Source organism: Chitinophaga sp. CCNWYY40 (assembly GCF_037483205.1).
Taxonomy (GTDB): Bacteria; Bacteroidota; Bacteroidia; order Chitinophagales; family Chitinophagaceae; genus Chitinophaga; species Chitinophaga ginsengisegetis.
The window spans coordinates 105,435-124,110 of record NZ_JBBHLF010000007.1; the positions used below are offsets into that span (position 1 = coordinate 105,435).

Here is an 18,676-nt window from a genome sequence, read left to right on the forward strand (position 1 = left end):
ATTAATGCAACGAAGCGGCAGAAGTGTCATAAAGGTACCCCGAAACAGGCCGGACAAGGGCTTTACCCGATTTTTGACGCATTGCTGCAACTTTTGCAAAATCTGGCAGCAATCGCTTTTGCTTTCCGCTTTCTCCTTATTTTTGGGGATGCAATGGACATTTACGCTGGATCAACTGCCGGAAACTGCCCGGCAGTTCTGGGATCATTTCGCCGGTAAACAGGTTTTTACCCTTGAAGGCCCGATGGGGGCAGGAAAAACCACCCTGGTAAAGGCTTTATGCGCCGCCAGAGGAGTGCAGGACGCTACTGCCAGTCCCACGTTTTCGATCATTAACGAATATGCCTACACCGACGCGCAGGGGGCGCCCCGCCGCATTTTCCACCTGGACCTGTACCGGCTCCGGGATGAAGACGACGCCATCAGCGCCGGCGTGGAAGACACCCTTTACCAGGACGCCATTTGTTTTGTGGAGTGGCCGGAAATAGTAGCGCATATGCTGCCGCCGGGTACCATTCACCTCCAGCTGGAGGTACAGCCGGATCAAAAAAGGGTCCTGCGCGAAACTGCTTCATCTCTCAAATGATGTATCTTTGAATACTTCGATTTAAAAAAACTGAACACGCATATGGAGCAGAGGCAAAAACCTGTAGTAAGTGCTGGGTTTACCTATTCACCGCTGGAAGAAACGTTGGATATTCCGCAGAAAAATTCCCGTTTGTTTATAGGTATCCCGAAAGAAACATCTTTCCAGGAAAACCGGATTGCCCTTACGCCCGATGCAGTCAGCATTCTAGCGGCACACGGACATCACATAGTAGTAGAACATAAAGCCGGCGACGGGTCGCATTATTATGACACCGACTATTCAGAGGCCGGGGCGGAAATTGTGTACGACAAAAAGGAGGTCTTTAAAGCAGAGATCATTGTAAAGTCCGCACCGCTGAACGATGAGGAAATAGAGCTGCTGCACCCGCACCAGATCGTTATTTCTCCCATCCACCTGGCTGCCCTGAAGGCGCCACAGGTAGAAAAAATGATGGATAAGCGTATCACGCTGTTGTCTTTTGAAAACCTGAAAGATGATGCGGGCACCTACCCTATTGTAAGAGCCATGAGCGAAATTGCGGGAGGCGCCTGTATGCTGATTGCCGGACAATACCTGAGCAACGATAACAAAGGGAAAGGAATCCTCCTGGGAGGAATTACCGGCATTCCGCCAACGAAAGTAGTGATCATAGGCGCTGGTATCGTGGGTGAGTTTGCAGCCCGTACTGCACTTGCATTGGGATCTTCCGTAAAAGTATTTGATAATAACATTTACAAGCTGAAAAGACTGCAAAACAATATCGGGGTACGTGTATTCACCTCCGTTATCCAGCCCAAAGTGCTGGCAGAGCAGCTCCGCAATGCCGATGTAGCCGTAGGCGCATTATCGTCGCAAAGCGGGCGGACACCGATTGTTGTCAGCGAATCAATGGTGAGCAACATGAAAGCCGGCTCCGTTATTGTAGATGTGAGCATCGACCGGGGTGGCTGTTTTGAAACCTCGGAGATCACTACACACGAAAACCCGGTGTTTAAAAAGTACGATGTAGTACATTATTGCGTACCCAATATTCCATCCGGATTTGCCCGTACCGCCTCTGAAGCCATCAGTAATGTGCTGATGCCTTTACTCGTGGAAGCAGCCGACGATGGCGGATTTGAAAACCTGGTTTGGATTAAACGGGGCGTACGTAATGGTATCTATCTTTATAAAGGTGCATTAACCAACTACCACCTGAGCGAGAAATTCAAGCTGAAATATACCGACCTGGAATTATTACTGGCGGTGAAAGGATAACTCCTGGTAAAACATAAAAAAAGAAAGCGCCCTTCCGGTCCGGAAGGGCGCTTTCTTTTTTTATGCTGAAGCTACACCTCGAGCTGGTAGCCCATTAATATAGCTGCTATGATGATAATACCTACCACAATACGATAGTATCCCCACATTTTAAATCCATACTTCTTCACTGCGCCGATAAAGAATTTAATAGCGCCCAAAGCTACCACGAAGGCCACGATATTACCAATCAGCAGCAGTTTCAGGTTTTCGGGATGCGCGGTCAGCAGCTCCTTCCCTTTCAGCAGTTTGTAGCCGGTGGCAGCTGCCATTGTTGGTACTGCCAGGAAAAAGGAGAATTCGGCCGACACACTACGGGACAGCTTTTGCTGCATACCACCAATAATGGAAGCAGCACTGCGGCTGGTACCCGGAATAAGCGCGAGGCACTGGTAAAAGCCTATACGTAAAGCAGTAAAAATGTCTATTTTTTCTTCTGTGAGAATGGTGGGTTCTTTAAACCAGTTGTCTACAAACAAAAGGACGATACCACCTACCAGCAGCGTGATACCTACGGTTAGCGGACTTTCCAGCATAGCGTCGATCTTTTTGCTGAAAAGGAAACCGAGGATCAGCGCCGGAACCACGGCTACAGCCAGTTTCAGGTAAAAGTTAAGCCGGTTTTTATCAAATACCAGGAATTTTCTCCAATAAAATACCACTACGGCCAGGATCGCTCCCAGCTGGATCACTACTTCGAATAACTTGGTAAATTCATCTTTACCAATACCCAACAGCGCGCTCACAATGATCATATGCCCGGTGGAGGAAACGGGCAGGAATTCCGTTAGTCCTTCTACGATGGCAATAATGATAGCCTGAAAAACATTCATCGAATTTAATATGGTTAAAAGTTAAAAAAAAAGCGATGAGGGATCATCGCTGTTAAAATACTTTTATAGAAGCAATTATGCTTTCGGTTTCGGACGGTGCATAATAGCGTACACTTCTATCACGAGGCCCAGTACAATAACGATGGGCGCCAGGGTGATTCTGCGGAAGCTATATACCTGTTCGGGTTTGAAGCTGTTGGGATCACTGGAATCTCCTCCCATCATAAAGAGGAAGCCCAGGATAATCACCACAATACCAGCCAGCATAAATTTGTAGTTTTCTTTTGGAAAAATAGGGCGGCTGTCGGCCAATGTGTTTTCTGCCTCCTTATTTAAAGCTGTTTTAGCCATAGTGTTTGGTATTATATCTTCGTTAAAGATTTAAAGTTAATACAGATCGTCCAGTTTCAGGCGCAGGTATTTCATTACGGAGCGGTGTGTGCTCACCAGGGAAATACTGATCCCGATAAGGATCATGCCTATAAAGAGGAATGCGATCATCAGGTTATCACGTAATCCTGCCAGTTCCGGCAATAATTTATCGGATACCGACATGATACCGATCAGCCCTGCGATAGCGATTACTGCGGCGATGGCGCCATTGGCAATACTGCGCAGGTCAAAGGGTTTGGCAATAAACCAGCGGGTAGCTCCCACCATTTGCATGGTTTTGATGAGGAACCGGTTGCTGAACATGGCTAAACGAATGGTATTGTCGATCAGGAATATCACCACCAGGCATAATAACCCGCTGATGATCAGGATAATTAATCCGATCCTGTTTACGTTTTCGTTCAGTTTGCTCACCAGCATACGCTGATAGGATATTTCCCTTACGATGCTTTGCTGCGACAGGTTATTTTCAATGACCTTCAAACTATCATTGTTTACATAATTGGCGTTTGCCTTTATGTTGATGCTGCTGTACAGCGGGTTGTATTGCAACAGGGAGATAAAGTCCTCCCCGAAATCCTTTTTGAACCGCTGTGCCGCCATGTCTTTCGACACATATTCAATTGACTTAATATATGGCCTGTGGGCCATAGAATCGCGCAGGGCCGTGGCCTGTGCTTCTTTCACGTTATCCCGGAGGATGACCTGTATCTCTATGCTTTCCTTAAAATACACACTCAGCTTGTTAGCATGTATTACCACCAGACCCAATGTGCCCAGTAAAAACAATACCAGTGCCACACCAATGATGGAGTACAGGTAGGATGGTTTCGACTTCTTTGCTGATGATTTCCCGGATTGCGCCATTAATCTGCAGTTTATCGGCGAAAATAATAAAAATTAATAGTTATGTGTTTAATTTTGCCAACCCGGTCAGGTAATACACCCTTTCCGGACAATAGAACGGCAATATATAGAGATGTTGGGGAATGACATTGGAGTATTAATGAATTTAACATTATTTTGCTGAACAGGCATTAGAACAACTTTTTAAATTATAACTGATAACGCCTTAATGACCGGACGTATTGTTTATATCCGGACAATTAAGGTTCATCTACAACAGATATGGAATACAATTTCAGGGCAATCGAAAAAAAATGGCAGCAACAATGGGAGCAATCGCATGCTTACCGTGTGAGCAATAACAGTCCCAAGCCCAAATGTTATGTACTGGACATGTTCCCCTATCCTTCCGGAGCCGGCTTACACGTAGGCCACCCGCTGGGATACATTGCAACAGACATCTATTCGCGCTATAAAAGACTAAAAGGCTTTAACGTGCTCCATGCAATGGGATATGATGCGTTTGGTTTGCCAACAGAACAATATGCCCTTGAAACAGGTCAGCATCCCGCAGTAACCACCGAACAAAATATCAAAGCCTTCCGTGAACAACTGGATAATATTGGCTTTTGCTACGACTGGGACCGCCAGGTAACCACCAGCGACCCTTCCTATTATAAATGGACCCAATGGATCTTCCTCCAGATCTTTGAAAGCTGGTATAACCGCAGCACAAAGAAAGCAGCACCCATCGCTTCCCTGGTAGCTATTTTTGAGAAAGATGGTAATGCCGGTCATATCTGCCCCGGCGACCGGAGCATACAATTTACTGCCGCCAACTGGAAAAGCTATAGTGAGCAGGAACAGCGCAACATACTCATGCAGTATCGCCTGGCCTACCTGGCGCATGCCGAAGTTAACTGGTGCGCAGCACTGGGCACCGTACTCGCCAACGATGAAGTAGTGAACGGCGTGAGTGAACGTGGCGGCTATCCGGTAGTGAAGAAAAAGATGAGCCAGTGGTTTCTGCGTATCACCGAATACGCCAACCGCCTCCTGGAAGGACTGGAAACAGTATCCTTCAGCGATGCCATGAAAGAAATGCAGCGCAACTGGATCGGTAAAAGCCAGGGAGCCGAAATTAAGTTCGCCCTGAAAAACTCCACTGAACACGTGGAAGTATACACTACCCGCCCGGATACCATTTTCGGCGTGGACTTCATGGTAGTGGCGCCTGAACACGAACTGGTATCCCGGATCACCACCCCGGAACAACAATCCGAAATTGATAAATACCTCGAATACGTGCAAAGCCGCTCCGAACGGGAACGCATGGCCGATGTAAAACAAATCACCGGCTGCTTTACCGGCGCATACGCCATCAATCCGTTTGATGGCCGCGAAATCCCCGTGTGGATTGCGGAATACGTGCTGGCCGGCTACGGTACCGGCGCTATTATGGCGGTGCCCTGCGGCGATCAGCGCGACTTTGGCTTTGCCAAACATTTCAATATCCCCATCACCAACATCATCGGCGATGCCTTCAACGGACAGGAAGCCAATCCTACCAAAGAAGCCAAACTGCAAAACAGCGGCTTCCTCGATGGCATGGACATGAAACCCGCTATGGATGTGGTGATCACCAAACTGGAAGAACTGGGAATCGGCAAACGCCAGATCAACTATAAAATGCGCGACGCCGGCTTTAGCCGTCAACGTTACTGGGGCGAACCTTTCCCCATCATCTATAAAAACGGTATTCCTTACGCAATGGATGAAAAAGACCTGCCGCTGGAATTACCGCATGTGGAAAACTATAAACCCGGCGAAGAAGGCGAAGGCCCCCTGGCCAACATTACCGATTGGGTAAACGTGGCCCCCGGCGTGAAACGCGAAACCAACACCATGCCCGGATACGCCGGCAGCAGCTGGTATTTCCTGCGCTACATGGACCCGCATAATGATAAAACCTTTGCCGACCGCAAAGCTACCGACTACTGGAACCAGGTAGATGTATATGTAGGCGGTACCGAACACGCCGTAGGGCACCTGCTCTACTCCCGTATGTGGACCAAAGTGCTGTACGACCTGGGACATATCGGTTTTGATGAGCCGTTTAAGTCGCTGATCAACCAGGGGATGATTGGCGGTAGCTCCAGACTTGTATACCGTGTTCGCGGTACGCATCAATATGTTTCACATGGTTTGAAAGATCAGTATGAAACTGATGAACTGCACGTAGATGTAAATATCGTAGACGGCGTAGAACTGGACACTGAAGCGTTTAAAAAATGGAAGCCCGACTTTGCAGATGCAACATTCATACTGGAAGACGGTAAATACATTTGCGGCGTACAGCTGGAAAAAATGAGCAAGCGTTTATTCAACACCGTTAATCCAAACGACCTGGTGGAAAAATACGGCGCTGATACTTTCCGCATGTACGAAATGTTCCTGGGCCCGGTGGAACAATCCAAACCCTGGGATACCAAGGGTATTGAAGGTGTACACCGCTTCCTGAAAAAACTATGGCGCCTGTTTGCCGATGAGCAGAAAGGCATCCTGGTAAATGAACAACCAGCCACACCGGAGGAACTGAAAATACTGCATAAAACTATCCAGAAAATAGATCACGATACTTCCAGCTTCTCCTACAATACAGCGGTGAGCCAGTTTATGATCTGTGTAAATGAACTCGCTACCCTGCGTTGTCACAAACGCAGCATCCTGGAGCCATTGCTGATCCTGCTCACACCCTATGCGCCCCACCTGTGTGAAGAACTGTGGCAATACATCGGCAATAATGAAAGCATACTGAATGCACTTTACCCGGTGTATGAAGAACAATACACAAAGGAAAGCGCCTTCAATTACCCGATAGCTATTAACGGTAAAACCCGCTCTGAAATGGGCTTCTCACTGGATGCGGCTATTCCTGATATTGAAAAAGAAGTACTGGCCAGTGAAGTAGTACAGAAATGGCTGGAAGGGAAAGCGCCTAAAAAGGTGATTATCGTAAAAGGAAAGATGATTAATGTGGTGATATAGCGGAGATTGTCTCTCCCAGGATTCCCCTGATTTTACTGATTAACTTTTTGTGATTTTGGGAAATTAGGGGGATAACAGGGATTGCTTAAAGATTGACTGGGGAATGCTTCATCTATACTTAGCATATGCTTAGGACATGCTTAATACATGGAGATTCCCCGGAGGTGACGTGGAGGGGACGTGGACTTGATCATGTAACCCTTTACCACAGGGCTTTACAGACGAAAAAGTACAGGGCGCTTATGCAGGCGCTGCCATATAAGTGAAATGGCATATATATCAAATATACTGGTGTAAGTAATTGAGCGGCATTTAATAAATCATTGCAGTTAAATGCCGCTCACCTTATTAAATTATTTAAGGAATGACGTAGGTGAAGCCTCTGAATTTCACTGAATTTTCCAAAAATTCCATAAAACGCAAAAAATAAACCAATTTTCCGTAGAAAACACTGGATATTTAATAAAATCCGGCCAGCGCATAACGGACCTCTTTATGCTATGCCGGTGTAGGAAATTAATGCTACTATAAAGGATGCAATGGTTCCAATAATCAATACTCCTCCGGCAATCAATAACGACTTACCCAACTGCCGATCTCCTGTAAACAGCAATACTAATCCCACAATGATATATCCGCCTATCAGGTATTTAAAAATGCCCAGGTGCTCCATAGTGGCCTGCGGCTCTACAGCAAACAATAATGCAGTACATACCACAGGAATTAATATTAAAAGCAGTACTTGTTTTAAGGTTTTATTCATCGTTTAATTTATTAGGAAGCAGCTACACCAATGCAACATGTTTTAAAATTCTTCTCATAAACATAGCCTACCGTACACTCAAACCGCTTAAAATAAGCCCGCAGGTAGACAACCCCACCAGCAAAATAATCCCGGACGACAATAACAACACTTTCCCCATATGATTCTTATTAACAATGACCAGGATGAGGCCAATCACAAAATAGGCCGCTACCAGGAACATCGCTATCAGTCCGGCAGCAATGATACCTTCATCGCCGGCTATGCACATCACCAGGAAAATGCCCAGTGGTATCAGGGTAAATAAGAGTACATCTTTGAAAAATTTATTCATATACAATCATTTAAACGATAGGAATAAAGGTCCGTTCTTCCTGGAGTTGTTTTAAATAGGCTTCTTTGTCATCGCGGTAAAACAGGTTCATGGTTTCAAACGGGATGATGCGGCCATCTTTATGTACAATATGCACGCACGATTTTTTAATGGCACGCACATCAAAATCGTAGGCATCCAGGAAACGCATGATCACAATGCGGAACAGGTTCGTATAGTCGAGACCGGGAGCCTGTACCTGTGGCAGGCAGCAAAGCAGCGACTGCATATCATTTACGGCAGCATCGGTAGAGATGCCGGTACTGAATATTTTCAGGATGTGCTGATGCAGCCTTTCGTCCTGTTCATACACGATGGTATTTTTTGAATTATTCAGTAGTACAGCGGGATCTACGTAGCGGGTGAGCGGATATACCTGTCCGTCTATTTTGAGTGCATAAGCCATTGCCAACGCATCGGGGTTGCAGGGAACGGGAATAATGTCGTGATCGTTCCAGATGGGTGATTGCTCCAGGATACGCTGCCGTACTTCTGTAAGCGTAATACGATCCGTAGCGGGGTCGAAGCCATCGGTGCGGCCTGCCACCTGTACCGGTTGAAACGTAACGCCACGAACGCAGGGTTGCTTCAGGGCATAGTCGATAATGGCGCCCATTTCATCTTCATTCACGCCGCGTTGCAGGGTAACCACTAATGTGGTGCTGAGATTTACTTCATTGAGATTTTCCAGCGCCTGTTTTCTTACATCCGTCAGATCCTTTCCACGCATACGTTCCAGCGCTTCCGGCTTAAAGCTGTCGAACTGAAGATACACTTCAAAATCCGGCATATAGGTGGCTAGTCGTGCGGTGAATTCTTTATCTTTTGCGATACGCACACCGTTGGTGTTGATCATAAGATGGCGGATCGGTTTTGTTTTGGCGATATCCAGTATTTCAAAGAACTGTGGATGGATAGTAGGTTCTCCCCCGCTGAGTTGCACCACATCCGGTTGTCCTTCGTTTTCCACGATGATATCCAGCATCTGTTCTATTTCTTCCAGGGTGCGGTGCCGGCCGTAGTGTGGCGAGGACATCGCGTAGCAGGTAGGACAGGTAAGATTACAGCGGTCTGTTACCTCAATCACGCTCAGGCAGGAATGCTGCTCATGATCTTTACAGAGGCCACAATCATAAGGGCAACCGTAATGTGTGCTGGTATTGGTTTTCAGCGGCGCTTCGGAAGGTTTGTTATAGTTGCGTGTATTTTTGTAGTAATCGATATCGGTAGCGATTAACACCTTTTCTTTTCCATGATGCGGACAATGCTTGATCATGAAAACCTTTTCGTCTTCAAATATCACCTTCGCGTCTACACGGCGTAAACAGGTACTGCAGATGCTGAGTGTAAAATCATAGTAGGTGTAATTTTTTTCAGGCATATTGTTTTTGTGTTAGTCGTGAAGGAAAAATAATCACCGGCGAATAATAGAGTAATCCGGCCAAACAGGCCAGCTGTATGGATCCCAGCCCGAAAGCGAAGCGATATCCCGGCTTGATAAAATCCAGGCCGAAACGGAACAGCAGGTAGGCAATCATGAAAAGTTTAAACCGTGCGCCGTTTACCAGGGAATAGCGGTGGCTGATGCCGGTTAACATCTGCCATAATAATATTAAAAAAATAATTTCATAGAGAGATACCGGGTGCCGGGGGATGCCATCGCCCAGATCCATGCCCCAGGGCAATGAGGTGGGCAGTCCGTAGGTTTCTTCATAAATACCCATCGTAAAACAACCTATACGGCCTATGATCATGGCCAGTATCAGGGGATACACAAACAGGTCGCCGGTGGAATGCTTTTCGCCGATTATTTTCTTGATCAGCTCCACCCCGATCAGCCCACCCAGCAATCCTCCCACGATGGTTTTATTCTGATAGATATAAAAAAACAGGTTATTGGCCTGATACAGGCCCGGCGGGTTTTCCAGCGCACCTAACAACCGGCTTCCGAATAAAGCGCCGAAAATGGCGCCTATAATGGCCCAGAGGCGGTTACTGCTTTCTATCCGGTCGCCCTGCTGCCGGCGCAGGTATAAAAAATACCGGAAGCCGATAAACATACCCAGGGTTTCCGTTACAGCGTGCAGCGGAAAATGTAAGGAAAACAAATTGATATAGATGGGGAACTGCAAAGGACCAGCATTATTTAATACACAAATTAATATTTATATTTAGACGAAAGTCAAGCATCACAAAATATGTTACAGGAGGTATTAAAGAAATATCAGTCCACCTTTAAGCCGGTTATTCCGCTTTTGGGAGATCATGAATCCCTGCTGGTAATGGATTTCACCGCCAATAACACTACCCTCACCAAAAACATACTGCAGGATATTAACCGGTTTAGCCGGTATATCGACAATACGCTGGAGCAAAGCGGCTGCCGGCTGGGTATCGGCGGCTATGCGGAGCATCGTACTATTTATGCGGTAAGCCCTCATTTTGATGCCGGGGAAGAACCACGGCGCTTACACCTCGGTATTGATGTATGGGGAGAAACCGGCACCCGGCTTTATGCCCCTATGAATGCGCATGTACATAGTTTCCGTTTTAATGATCATTTCGGGGATTATGGCGCTACTATCATTCTTCAGCACCAGCTGGACGGATACACCTTCTATACCCTGTATGGTCACCTCAGCATTTCCAACCTCCAGGGGTTGTATGAAAATATGCCCATCACTGCGGGACAGGCGCTGGCTCATTTCGGTACACCGGCTGAAAATGGCGGATGGCCGCCACACCTGCATTTCCAGGTAATTGAAGATATGCAGGGTTTCCGCGGCGATTATCCCGGTGTATGCCGCTACAGCGAAAAAGAAAAATACCTGCAAAACTGCCCCGACCCCGACTTAATCCTTCAACTTAATCAGTATACCCACTAAGAATATCTTACTGATAAATTATTCCTGCTTCACTGGGATTTATGCTTCCCCGTGTTATTTTTACAGGCTAAAATTGAATTAGTATGAGAAGACTATGGCTGACAGTTTTTTGCTGCCTGCTCGTGAGCGCTCTTGCCGCACAGGTTCCATTGAAGGTGATGACTTTCAACATACGGTATAATAACCCGGACGACAGCGCTAATGCATGGCCACACCGCAAAGATAAAGTAGCATCCGAAATCCTGTTCCTGGGGGCCCATACGCTGGGTGTGCAGGAAGCACTGTACGACCAGATGCAGGATCTTCAGCAAAGGTTGCCCCAATATAAAATGATTGGTGTAGGCCGCGACGACGGAAAAACAAAAGGAGAATTTTCCGCGATATTCTATGATACTGCCCGTTTGCAATTGTTAAACAGCGAAACGTTCTGGCTGTCGGAAACGCCGGCAGTAGCCGGTCATATCGGATGGGACGGGGCCTGCGCCCGTATTGTTACCTGGGGAAAGTTCAGGGATAAAAAAACAAACAAGCTGTTTTATCACTTCAACACCCACTTTGATCACATGGGGAAAATTGCACGCAGGGAAAGCGCGAAGCTATTGCTGCAACGGGTACATCTCATTGCGGGAAAAGAGGCAGCCATTATTACCGGCGACTTCAACGCGGTACCATCTGATGAACCCATTCAGATTATTATGAATCCCAATGATCCGCTGCATTTAGCCGATAGTAAGGCAATCAGTAAAACGCCGCACTTTGGTCCTGCCGGCACTTTCAACGGATGGAATATCGCAGAACGGGACAACCAGCCCATTGATTATATCTTTCTCAAAGGAAAATACGATGTTTTAAAACATGCCAGCATTTCTGAAGCTTGGGAAGGAAGATATGCGTCTGATCATTTCGCGGTGTATGCGGAGATTATTATAAGATAGTAAAAAAATAACGGATCTGCAGAGAAGTGTATCTCTCCACAGATCCGTTATTTTAAAAGTTTTCGCTACTTAGTCGTGCGTATGTTCCACTGACATACTGTTTTCCAGTGCATCCACCACCTTGTTATGGAGGTTGCCGTTAACATCTATGCTGATCTGTAACTTACCATTGGCAAAGGAGCCGGTAAAGTCGCCGATCTGCAGTTTGGTGAGGATGAGGTCCATAGAAATTTTGAGGGAACCTTTCCAATCAATTTTGGTGTCGGTTACCACTACATCCTTTCCATGAGCCTGCAATTCAATCTTGCCGGAAAGCAGGATTTCAACTGGAATTTTCTTGCTGTCCCAGGTGATAAAACCTTTCAGTCTTACTGCAGGATCTTGCTTATCCCCTTCTACTCTTGCATACACTTTTACCTGCTGGTAAGTTCCTTTAGGAATTTTAATAGCACCTATTATAGCAGGTACTTGTTTCAGGTCAATCTGCCTGTCTGTTTTTAATTTGAATTCCACTTCATCTTTACCACGTCTGGCATCGAAGCGGATTTCTCTTAAACGTGCAGTGGCAGTGTCCCAGGTGATGTCGAAACCTCCAGAGGCTGCTTTAGCCATAGCTGCATCTCCGGTGAGAGCAGATAAGCGTCCTGAAGCATCAGGTGATAACGTGGCAGTTGGGTTGATCGCTGAAATTTCATAGTTCACGCTGGCAGCATCCGCGTTGTCGATTGGTTGATTGGTATCTGGTTTAGCCATGTCCGTATTGGCACACGACGATAGTAAGATACTTGCAATGCCTATAGCACCGCAGAAATGTAGGATTCCGGTTTTCATTATCGATATGGTTTTAAATGACTAATTGGGAAAAGTCGTGCAGTAAATTTAACAAAGAATTTGGAGAAAAAAATAAGTTCACTGTTAATTAAAAAAGAATGATCCGGTTGAGCTTCGTTCAACCGGATCAATATATGAGTTATTTTCTCAGCAATGCCTTCTCAATTCGTGTAGGCGTATCCGTACCATTCACAATAGTACCGGCGCTGATGGCAATTGCTTTAATAATATCAGTAATGTTTTTAATATCAAGTGTAGCCAATTCGTCTTTCACGGTGTGATAGAAGTGGTCTTTATCTATCTGCGTAGTGGAAATTGTATGTGCCGGAACGCCTTGCCTGGCAAGGGTGGCATTGTCTGACCGGTAAAACAGGTCCTGCTCCGGGTAAGGATCGGGATGGAAGGTAAAGTTCGATCCTTTCAGGTTGCGTTGAAGGATAGGGCCAAAGCTGGATCTTTCAAACCCGGTGATAAAGGCGCTGTTCTTCCCGAATTTGGACTCCTTACCAATCATCTCAATATTAAACATGGCCACTACTTTCTCCGGATCCTGGTGTTCTGAAAAATAACGTGATCCATGTCCGCCGGATTCTTCTGCTGTAAAGGCTACAAAAATCACGGAGCGTTTGGGAGGGTGTTTCTTAAAATACTTCGACAGCATGATTACCGCTGTGGTACCCGATGCATCATCATCTGCGCCATTGGCGATACTGTCGCCTGCCTCGGAAGGTAATATACCCAGGTGATCGTAGTGACCGGAGAAGATCACGAACTCATCTGGTTTTGTGCTTCCTTTAATCATACCGGCTACGTTGGCAAAGTGCTGCCCGGTAATTTCGCGGCGGAGATGAAGGCTCCAGGAAGCGGTATCTGCCACTGTCTCTTTTGCGAATACGAGTATAACCTGCTTTTCAGCAGGTGGTACTGCTTCCAGCTCACTCTGTGTATCATAACTACGCTCTGAAAAGGAAGCGGTGATATTGCTGATGTAACCGGCCATTGCTGCGCCTACCCAAACGAGGGTATTCTTTTGCAGCGCTGCCGGGTTACGCAGTATTTTCATCAGCTCAGCCGGTTCGTTGGCATAAACGGTGTTGTAACTGCTGTCTTTTTCCCAGTCGAAGCTGCGGCCGGTGCCTACAGCAGCCACGGGCCAGTCTTTAGTTTCCCCGCTAACGGTAAGGGATACACTGGAAGTTTTTAAGCTGAACTTGCCGAATTCCTGCAGGAAGTTTTTTTCGCCGGGCAATGGTTGAATACCTGCTTTGGCAAACTCGCTGCTGATAAACTGCGCAGCCTTTTCTATACCGGGTGTGCCGGGGTAACGTCCTTCCATGTCGTCGGCAGCCAGTGTGCTGATCACGCGGGCTACTTCCTTTTCTTTGATATCCTGTGCATAACCGGTAGTGGAAAGGCTGCCGGCAGCCAGTAATAATAACAGTGATTTCTTCATATAAGCGGTTAATCCTTTTTCTTGTTGTCTATTTTGATGGTGGATGGTTGTTCTTTTTCCTGTGTGAAATAGGCATTGCTATATGCCTGCAGGATGGAAGCATAGTCTGCTCCGAATTGCAAGTCTAACATTTTCCCATCAGGCGAAACTAACACTTTGGTAGGATAACCTTTTATTTTGTAAGATTTTTCGATCTTATCGTCGGCGTGGGCGGCCGGGAAAATGTATTTATTGGCGGTAATGAAACTGCGTGTTGTTTCTATTGGCTCGCGGCAGGAAACGGCCAGGATGGCGTTCCCGGGATACTTCCCGGCATTTATTTCTTCCGCCAGTTGATTGAGGTGTGGTAAGTCTTTCCGGCAGGGTGCACACCAGGTACCCCAGAAGTCGAGCAGCAGCCATTTGCCCCGGTAATCTGCCAGGCGGATATTTTCATTGTTCATCCCTTTCAGCGTGAAATCAGGTGCATCTTCCCACTCCTTCAGTAATACATCCCGGAAGTAAGCGTTGAAAGATTTACCAGGAAAGTGTGCATTAAAAAAGGCGCGGGTACTGTCCAGCATATCCGGCTGGGCGGTAAGCTGCTTCGATAACACTCTCATGGCTTCTTCCGGTTTGCCGAGTGCTTCCAGTTCTTTAGCGAAATGAGCGCTGTAATTTTCTTCCGAGTGGAGAAAATGGCGATCGTAAAAACTTTCATGAGCTTTTTCCGCGTTGCTTTTCGGGGCAATGCCGGCCGCCAGCGCGAGGTAGTTCAACGCTGTTTTTTTATCGGTCGCCTTTGTATGTTCGTATTTAAGATAATAAGCGTGTGAAAGGATATTTTTATTCGCTGCTTTTTTACTTTTCAATTCCGGATGCGCTGTCCAGAAAGCGGTATCGGCCTGGTTATTTTTAAGATCGGTTAATGCCTTGTCCAGCAAAGCATCTGCGGCCGCCGGCATATTGGCTTTGCGCAGGATATCCTGCACCAGCAATTCATAACGGGCCGCTTTACCCAGCGTCATTTCCGCCGGACTTATTTGCCCGAAATCTGCCGCAATACTTTTTAATATAGCCGTATCCGTTGTATACATGGCTTTATTCCATAACGACATGGGGCGTAAAGATACCTGCAAAATACTGTCCTTTTCGGCCATCATCCTGGTCATCAGCAATTGAGCGCCTGCAGGCGCTTTCCTGCTTTCTTCAAATATTTCTGCGATGCGCGCTTCGCTGACACCTCTGCTGCGAAACTCCTGCCTTGCTTCCGTGGTATCAAAATCATGTTGTGGTAAATATTGCGCAAAGGATTGATCGAGCCAGGAGTTGAGCATGCTTCCGTCGGCAGACAAAAGTTTCAACAGTACCATTGCACTATCCGGATTTTGATAGTAAGTATTCTGCAATTTATTAAACAGGTGAGAAGATGATCCTGCCAGTGCTGCTGAAGGAAGATCTTTCAGTGCGTGCTGGTATTGCTCATACATGTATTCAGAACCGCTGCCATAAATATCCAGCTTTGCCAGTTTAAAAGCCAGCCGGTTGCCGTACTTAGGCGTAGTCACCGCGAGGAACTGTGCAATTTTTGCGGAATCAGATTCCCCGTTTACCTTCAGCGAGTTACTCAATCCGCTCATACGTACCAGTGTGTTAGCCCAGGCTGTATCAGCCGGCAGTGCTTTAGGAGGAGACGGTAATATATTTACATCTCTTGCCGTTAACACCTTGCCGTTTCTCGTCGCCTGCCGGCTTATGGATCTGAACTTCTGCACATTCCCCTTGTTACGGGAAAGGGTATACGAAATGGCGCCTGTTACCACCACGCTGTCGCTGTTGTTCTCTTCAGGGGTACCTGCTACTTCCACCAGATCCTTTTCTGCGTTCACAACCCTGAATTTCCAGGGACTTTCTTTCCATTCATCATTTACAGCCAGCTGTTTGGGCGATGTGGGGAACAGGAATTTCAGTTCCACCTGCAAAAACTTCCAGTTGCCGGCAAGAGCATCCTCCATTTCGCTGGTCAGCCCCAGGGAGGCTGCTGCTGCTTTAGCAACAGCAGCTGTATTACCGGGTTCACTGATACTGTCGTTGGGAAATATTTTAAATTCCAGCGGCTGATGCAACAGCTGCATAAACTCCATGATTCTCCATTCTCCGGCATAAGTATCCGGATCTGCTGAATTAAAATTAGCGCCCGATCCGTGGACGGCTACACTCTCCAGCACATATACTGCATTGGTGCTGCCATCCGGGTTGTTGCCGGTAATAGTAACCCGTACTATTTTCTCCACTTCCTGTACAATGTGTGGTGGAAAACTATCTTTTACGATTAACTGGTACCGCCAGGAATCATTCTTCTTAAATTTTAACTGGGCAATGGTCGCAACGGGGCTGCAGGCAAGGGCTAAGTAAACAAGGAGCAACAGGTACTTTGGCATATCAGGGGGTGGTTTTAATCTCTTAAAATAAGCATATAAAAACGAACATACAATAGCTGCCCGCTACCTTTGAATATTTGTGTATTTTTGGCATATACAATTATGTCCAATCAGCCTTTAAGACCAGAAGAGAATAAGCTCAGCGCCGCTGAGAAAGAGTTCGAGAATAGTATACGTCCGCGGGAGATCCTCGATTTTTCCGGGCAGGACCAAATTATCGAGAACCTGAAAATATTCATTAAAGCGGCGAAAATGCGTGGGGAAGCGCTTGACCATGTGTTGTTCCACGGCCCTCCGGGTCTTGGTAAAACCACGCTGTCGCGTATTGTAGCGAATGAACTGGGCGTAAATATCCGCGAAACTTCCGGGCCGGTGATTGAAAAGCCCGGCGACCTGGCCGGCCTGCTGACCAACCTGGAAGACAAAGACGTGTTGTTTATTGATGAAATTCACCGGTTAAGCACCGTGGTGGAGGAATACCTGTATTCCGCCATGGAGGACTACCGTATTGATATCATGATTGATACGGGCCCCAGTGCGCGTGCCATACAGATTAACCTGCAGCCGTTTACGCTGATCGGGGCCACTACCCGGTCCGGGTTGCTTACTGCCCCGCTGCTGTCGCGGTTCGGGATCAAATCGAGGCTGGAATATTATAATGCCGCCACGCTGCATAAGATCCTGTGGCGGGCTGCCGGTTTGCTGAATACAAAGATCACTTCCGATGCGGCCAGTGAAATAGCCCGCCGGTCACGTGGTACGCCGCGTATTGCCAATGGGTTGCTGCGCCGCGTGCGCGATTTCGCCCAGGTAATAGGCAATGGGGTTATTGATATGGAAATAGCGCTCCTGAGCCTGAAAGCGCTGAATGTGGATGAATATGGCTTAGACGAAATGGATAACCGTATTCTCAATACAATCATTGAAAACTTCAAGGGAGGACCGGTAGGTATCACCACTATTGCCACTGCGGTAGGGGAAGAAGCGGGTACCCTGGAAGAAGTATACGAGCCATTCCTGATACAGGAAGGGTTTATTAAACGTACCCCGCGGGGCAGGGAAGTAACAGAGAAAGCTTATATCCACCTGGGGAAGACGTCTTTCCGGGGAGGAACAAATATGTTGTTTTAACGGTTCATGTCAATAAAAAAAGCAGCAGGGATAGGTATCCCTGCTGCTTTTTTTATTGAATACTGTTGAAGTAATTATTCTTTCACTACCAGTCTGAAGCCGTTACCATGAATATTCACGATTTCAATATTGGTATCGTCTTTCAGGTATTTGCGCAGTTTGGCAATGTATACGTCCATGCTGCGGCCGTTGAAGTAGGTATCGCTACCCCATATTTTCTTCAGTGCCAGTTCGCGTGGTAAGAGATCATTTTTATGTTCACACAACATGTGCAGCAATTCGTTTTCTTTAGGGGATAACGTATGTGTTTCACCGTTATGGGCCAGGGTGCGCAGGCGGGAATTGAAGGCATAGGATCCGATCACGAATTCGTGAATTTCTTCTTCCTTGCTATTCAGTTCCTGATTGCGTTTCAGGATGGCTTTGATTTTCAGCAGCAGTAATTCGCTGTCGAATGGCTTGGAGATATAATCATCTGCGCCTAATTTGTAACCCTGGATAATATCTTCCTTCATGGTTTTAGCGGAGAGGAAGAAGAGGGGAATATCGGGGTCTACGTCCCTGATTTCTTCCGCCAGTTTAAATCCGTCCATATTGGGCATCATAATGTCCAGCAAACAGATGTCAAATTTTTCGCGGCGGAAGGCTGCCAGGGCCAGGATACCATCGCGGCATAATTCCACATCATAGTCGTTCAGCTCCAGGTAATTTTTCAGCACCATACCCAGATTGGTATCATCCTCAGCCAATAATATTTTCGGTTTACGTTCTTCCATAATCATAAAGGGTTGATTACAACAAATATAAAGTTTTTCTGCGGCACGAAAGGTCGGTAAAATTTGGGCGCCAGCCCTCAAATGAATTGTTAAACTTATGATGA

Annotated in this window: 17 protein-coding genes; 6 read left to right on the forward strand and 11 right to left on the reverse strand. The window is 46.7% G+C overall.

Annotation, left to right across the window (positions count from 1 at the left end; translation table 11 throughout):
• Window positions 1–148: 148 nt before the first annotated feature.
• Window positions 149–586: a tRNA (adenosine(37)-N6)-threonylcarbamoyltransferase complex ATPase subunit type 1 TsaE gene (gene tsaE, locus V7S65_RS26015; protein ID WP_079473645.1), complete on the forward strand. Its 438-nt coding sequence runs from the start codon at window positions 149–151 to the stop codon at window positions 584–586.
• Window positions 587–628: 42 nt separating this feature from the next.
• Entirely contained in the window at window positions 629–1,846 is a 1,218-nt protein-coding gene (locus V7S65_RS26020; RefSeq protein ID WP_079473555.1) for an alanine dehydrogenase, read from the forward strand.
• A 71-nt stretch (window positions 1,847–1,917) separates the two neighbouring features.
• Here the strand turns inward: V7S65_RS26020 and V7S65_RS26025 are convergent, their stop codons facing one another.
• The 3 genes from V7S65_RS26025 to V7S65_RS26035 all read right to left on the reverse strand — a co-directional run bounded on the left by V7S65_RS26025 (window position 1,918) and on the right by V7S65_RS26035 (window position 3,978).
• Window positions 1,918–2,718: an undecaprenyl-diphosphate phosphatase gene (locus V7S65_RS26025; RefSeq protein ID WP_079473554.1), complete on the reverse strand. Its 801-nt coding sequence runs from the start codon at window positions 2,716–2,718 to the stop codon at window positions 1,918–1,920.
• A gap of 75 nt (window positions 2,719–2,793) precedes the next feature.
• Window positions 2,794–3,069: a DUF3098 domain-containing protein gene (locus tag V7S65_RS26030; protein WP_079473553.1), complete on the reverse strand. Its 276-nt coding sequence runs from the start codon at window positions 3,067–3,069 to the stop codon at window positions 2,794–2,796.
• Window positions 3,070–3,105: 36 nt separating this feature from the next.
• Complete coding sequence (locus V7S65_RS26035) at window positions 3,106–3,978, reverse strand: cell division protein FtsX (RefSeq protein WP_079473552.1); 873 nt, start codon at window positions 3,976–3,978, stop codon at window positions 3,106–3,108.
• A 261-nt stretch (window positions 3,979–4,239) separates the two neighbouring features.
• On the opposite strand from V7S65_RS26035, the gene leuS reads away from it, so the two are divergent.
• On the forward strand, window positions 4,240–7,005 hold the full coding sequence (gene leuS, locus V7S65_RS26040) for a leucine--tRNA ligase (RefSeq protein ID WP_336389036.1): 2,766 nt from the start codon (window positions 4,240–4,242) through the stop codon (window positions 7,003–7,005).
• 493 nt (window positions 7,006–7,498) lie between these two features.
• On the opposite strand, the gene V7S65_RS26045 is transcribed toward leuS, so the two are convergent.
• From V7S65_RS26045 to V7S65_RS26060, 4 genes are all read right to left on the reverse strand, one after another.
• Window positions 7,499–7,768: a hypothetical protein gene (locus V7S65_RS26045; RefSeq protein WP_336389035.1), complete on the reverse strand. Its 270-nt coding sequence runs from the start codon at window positions 7,766–7,768 to the stop codon at window positions 7,499–7,501.
• 67 nt (window positions 7,769–7,835) lie between these two features.
• Window positions 7,836–8,102: a hypothetical protein gene (locus V7S65_RS26050; protein ID WP_336389034.1), complete on the reverse strand. Its 267-nt coding sequence runs from the start codon at window positions 8,100–8,102 to the stop codon at window positions 7,836–7,838.
• 10 nt (window positions 8,103–8,112) lie between these two features.
• Window positions 8,113–9,522, reverse strand: coding sequence for a radical SAM protein (locus tag V7S65_RS26055; protein ID WP_111579935.1), 1,410 nt, complete (start codon window positions 9,520–9,522; stop codon window positions 8,113–8,115).
• Window positions 9,515–10,273: a prolipoprotein diacylglyceryl transferase gene (locus V7S65_RS26060; RefSeq protein WP_336389033.1), complete on the reverse strand. Its 759-nt coding sequence runs from the start codon at window positions 10,271–10,273 to the stop codon at window positions 9,515–9,517. Before V7S65_RS26060 ends, V7S65_RS26055 begins: the two co-directional genes overlap by 8 nt.
• 66 nt (window positions 10,274–10,339) lie before the next feature.
• On the opposite strand from V7S65_RS26060, the gene V7S65_RS26065 reads away from it, so the two are divergent.
• Both V7S65_RS26065 and V7S65_RS26070 read left to right on the forward strand, forming a co-directional pair.
• On the forward strand, window positions 10,340–11,026 hold the full coding sequence (locus V7S65_RS26065; protein ID WP_111579933.1) for a peptidoglycan DD-metalloendopeptidase family protein: 687 nt from the start codon (window positions 10,340–10,342) through the stop codon (window positions 11,024–11,026).
• A gap of 83 nt (window positions 11,027–11,109) precedes the next feature.
• Entirely contained in the window at window positions 11,110–11,961 is an 852-nt protein-coding gene (locus V7S65_RS26070; protein WP_336389032.1) for an endonuclease/exonuclease/phosphatase family protein, read from the forward strand.
• A gap of 69 nt (window positions 11,962–12,030) precedes the next feature.
• Here V7S65_RS26070 and V7S65_RS26075 read toward each other — a convergent pair whose 3' ends face one another.
• The 3 genes from V7S65_RS26075 to V7S65_RS26085 form a co-directional block, all read right to left on the reverse strand.
• Complete coding sequence (locus tag V7S65_RS26075) at window positions 12,031–12,792, reverse strand: hypothetical protein (protein WP_336389031.1); 762 nt, start codon at window positions 12,790–12,792, stop codon at window positions 12,031–12,033.
• 139 nt (window positions 12,793–12,931) lie between these two features.
• The gene (locus V7S65_RS26080; RefSeq protein ID WP_336389030.1) at window positions 12,932–14,245 is read right to left on the reverse strand and encodes a M20/M25/M40 family metallo-hydrolase; all 1,314 of its coding nucleotides are present in this window, start codon (window positions 14,243–14,245) and stop codon (window positions 12,932–12,934) included.
• A gap of 8 nt (window positions 14,246–14,253) precedes the next feature.
• Window positions 14,254–16,665 (reverse strand): TlpA family protein disulfide reductase, encoded by a 2,412-nt coding sequence (locus V7S65_RS26085; RefSeq protein WP_336389029.1) that lies wholly within the window; start codon window positions 16,663–16,665, stop codon window positions 14,254–14,256.
• Between the two features lie 102 nt (window positions 16,666–16,767).
• Here V7S65_RS26085 and ruvB point away from each other — a divergent pair, with 102 nt between their 5' ends.
• Window positions 16,768–17,796, forward strand: a complete 1,029-nt coding sequence (ruvB, locus tag V7S65_RS26090; RefSeq protein ID WP_079473644.1) for a Holliday junction branch migration DNA helicase RuvB — start codon at window positions 16,768–16,770, stop codon at window positions 17,794–17,796.
• A gap of 74 nt (window positions 17,797–17,870) precedes the next feature.
• Here ruvB and V7S65_RS26095 read toward each other — a convergent pair whose 3' ends face one another.
• On the reverse strand, window positions 17,871–18,572 hold the full coding sequence (locus V7S65_RS26095) for a response regulator transcription factor (protein WP_079473643.1): 702 nt from the start codon (window positions 18,570–18,572) through the stop codon (window positions 17,871–17,873).
• Window positions 18,573–18,676: the final 104 nt, after the last annotated feature.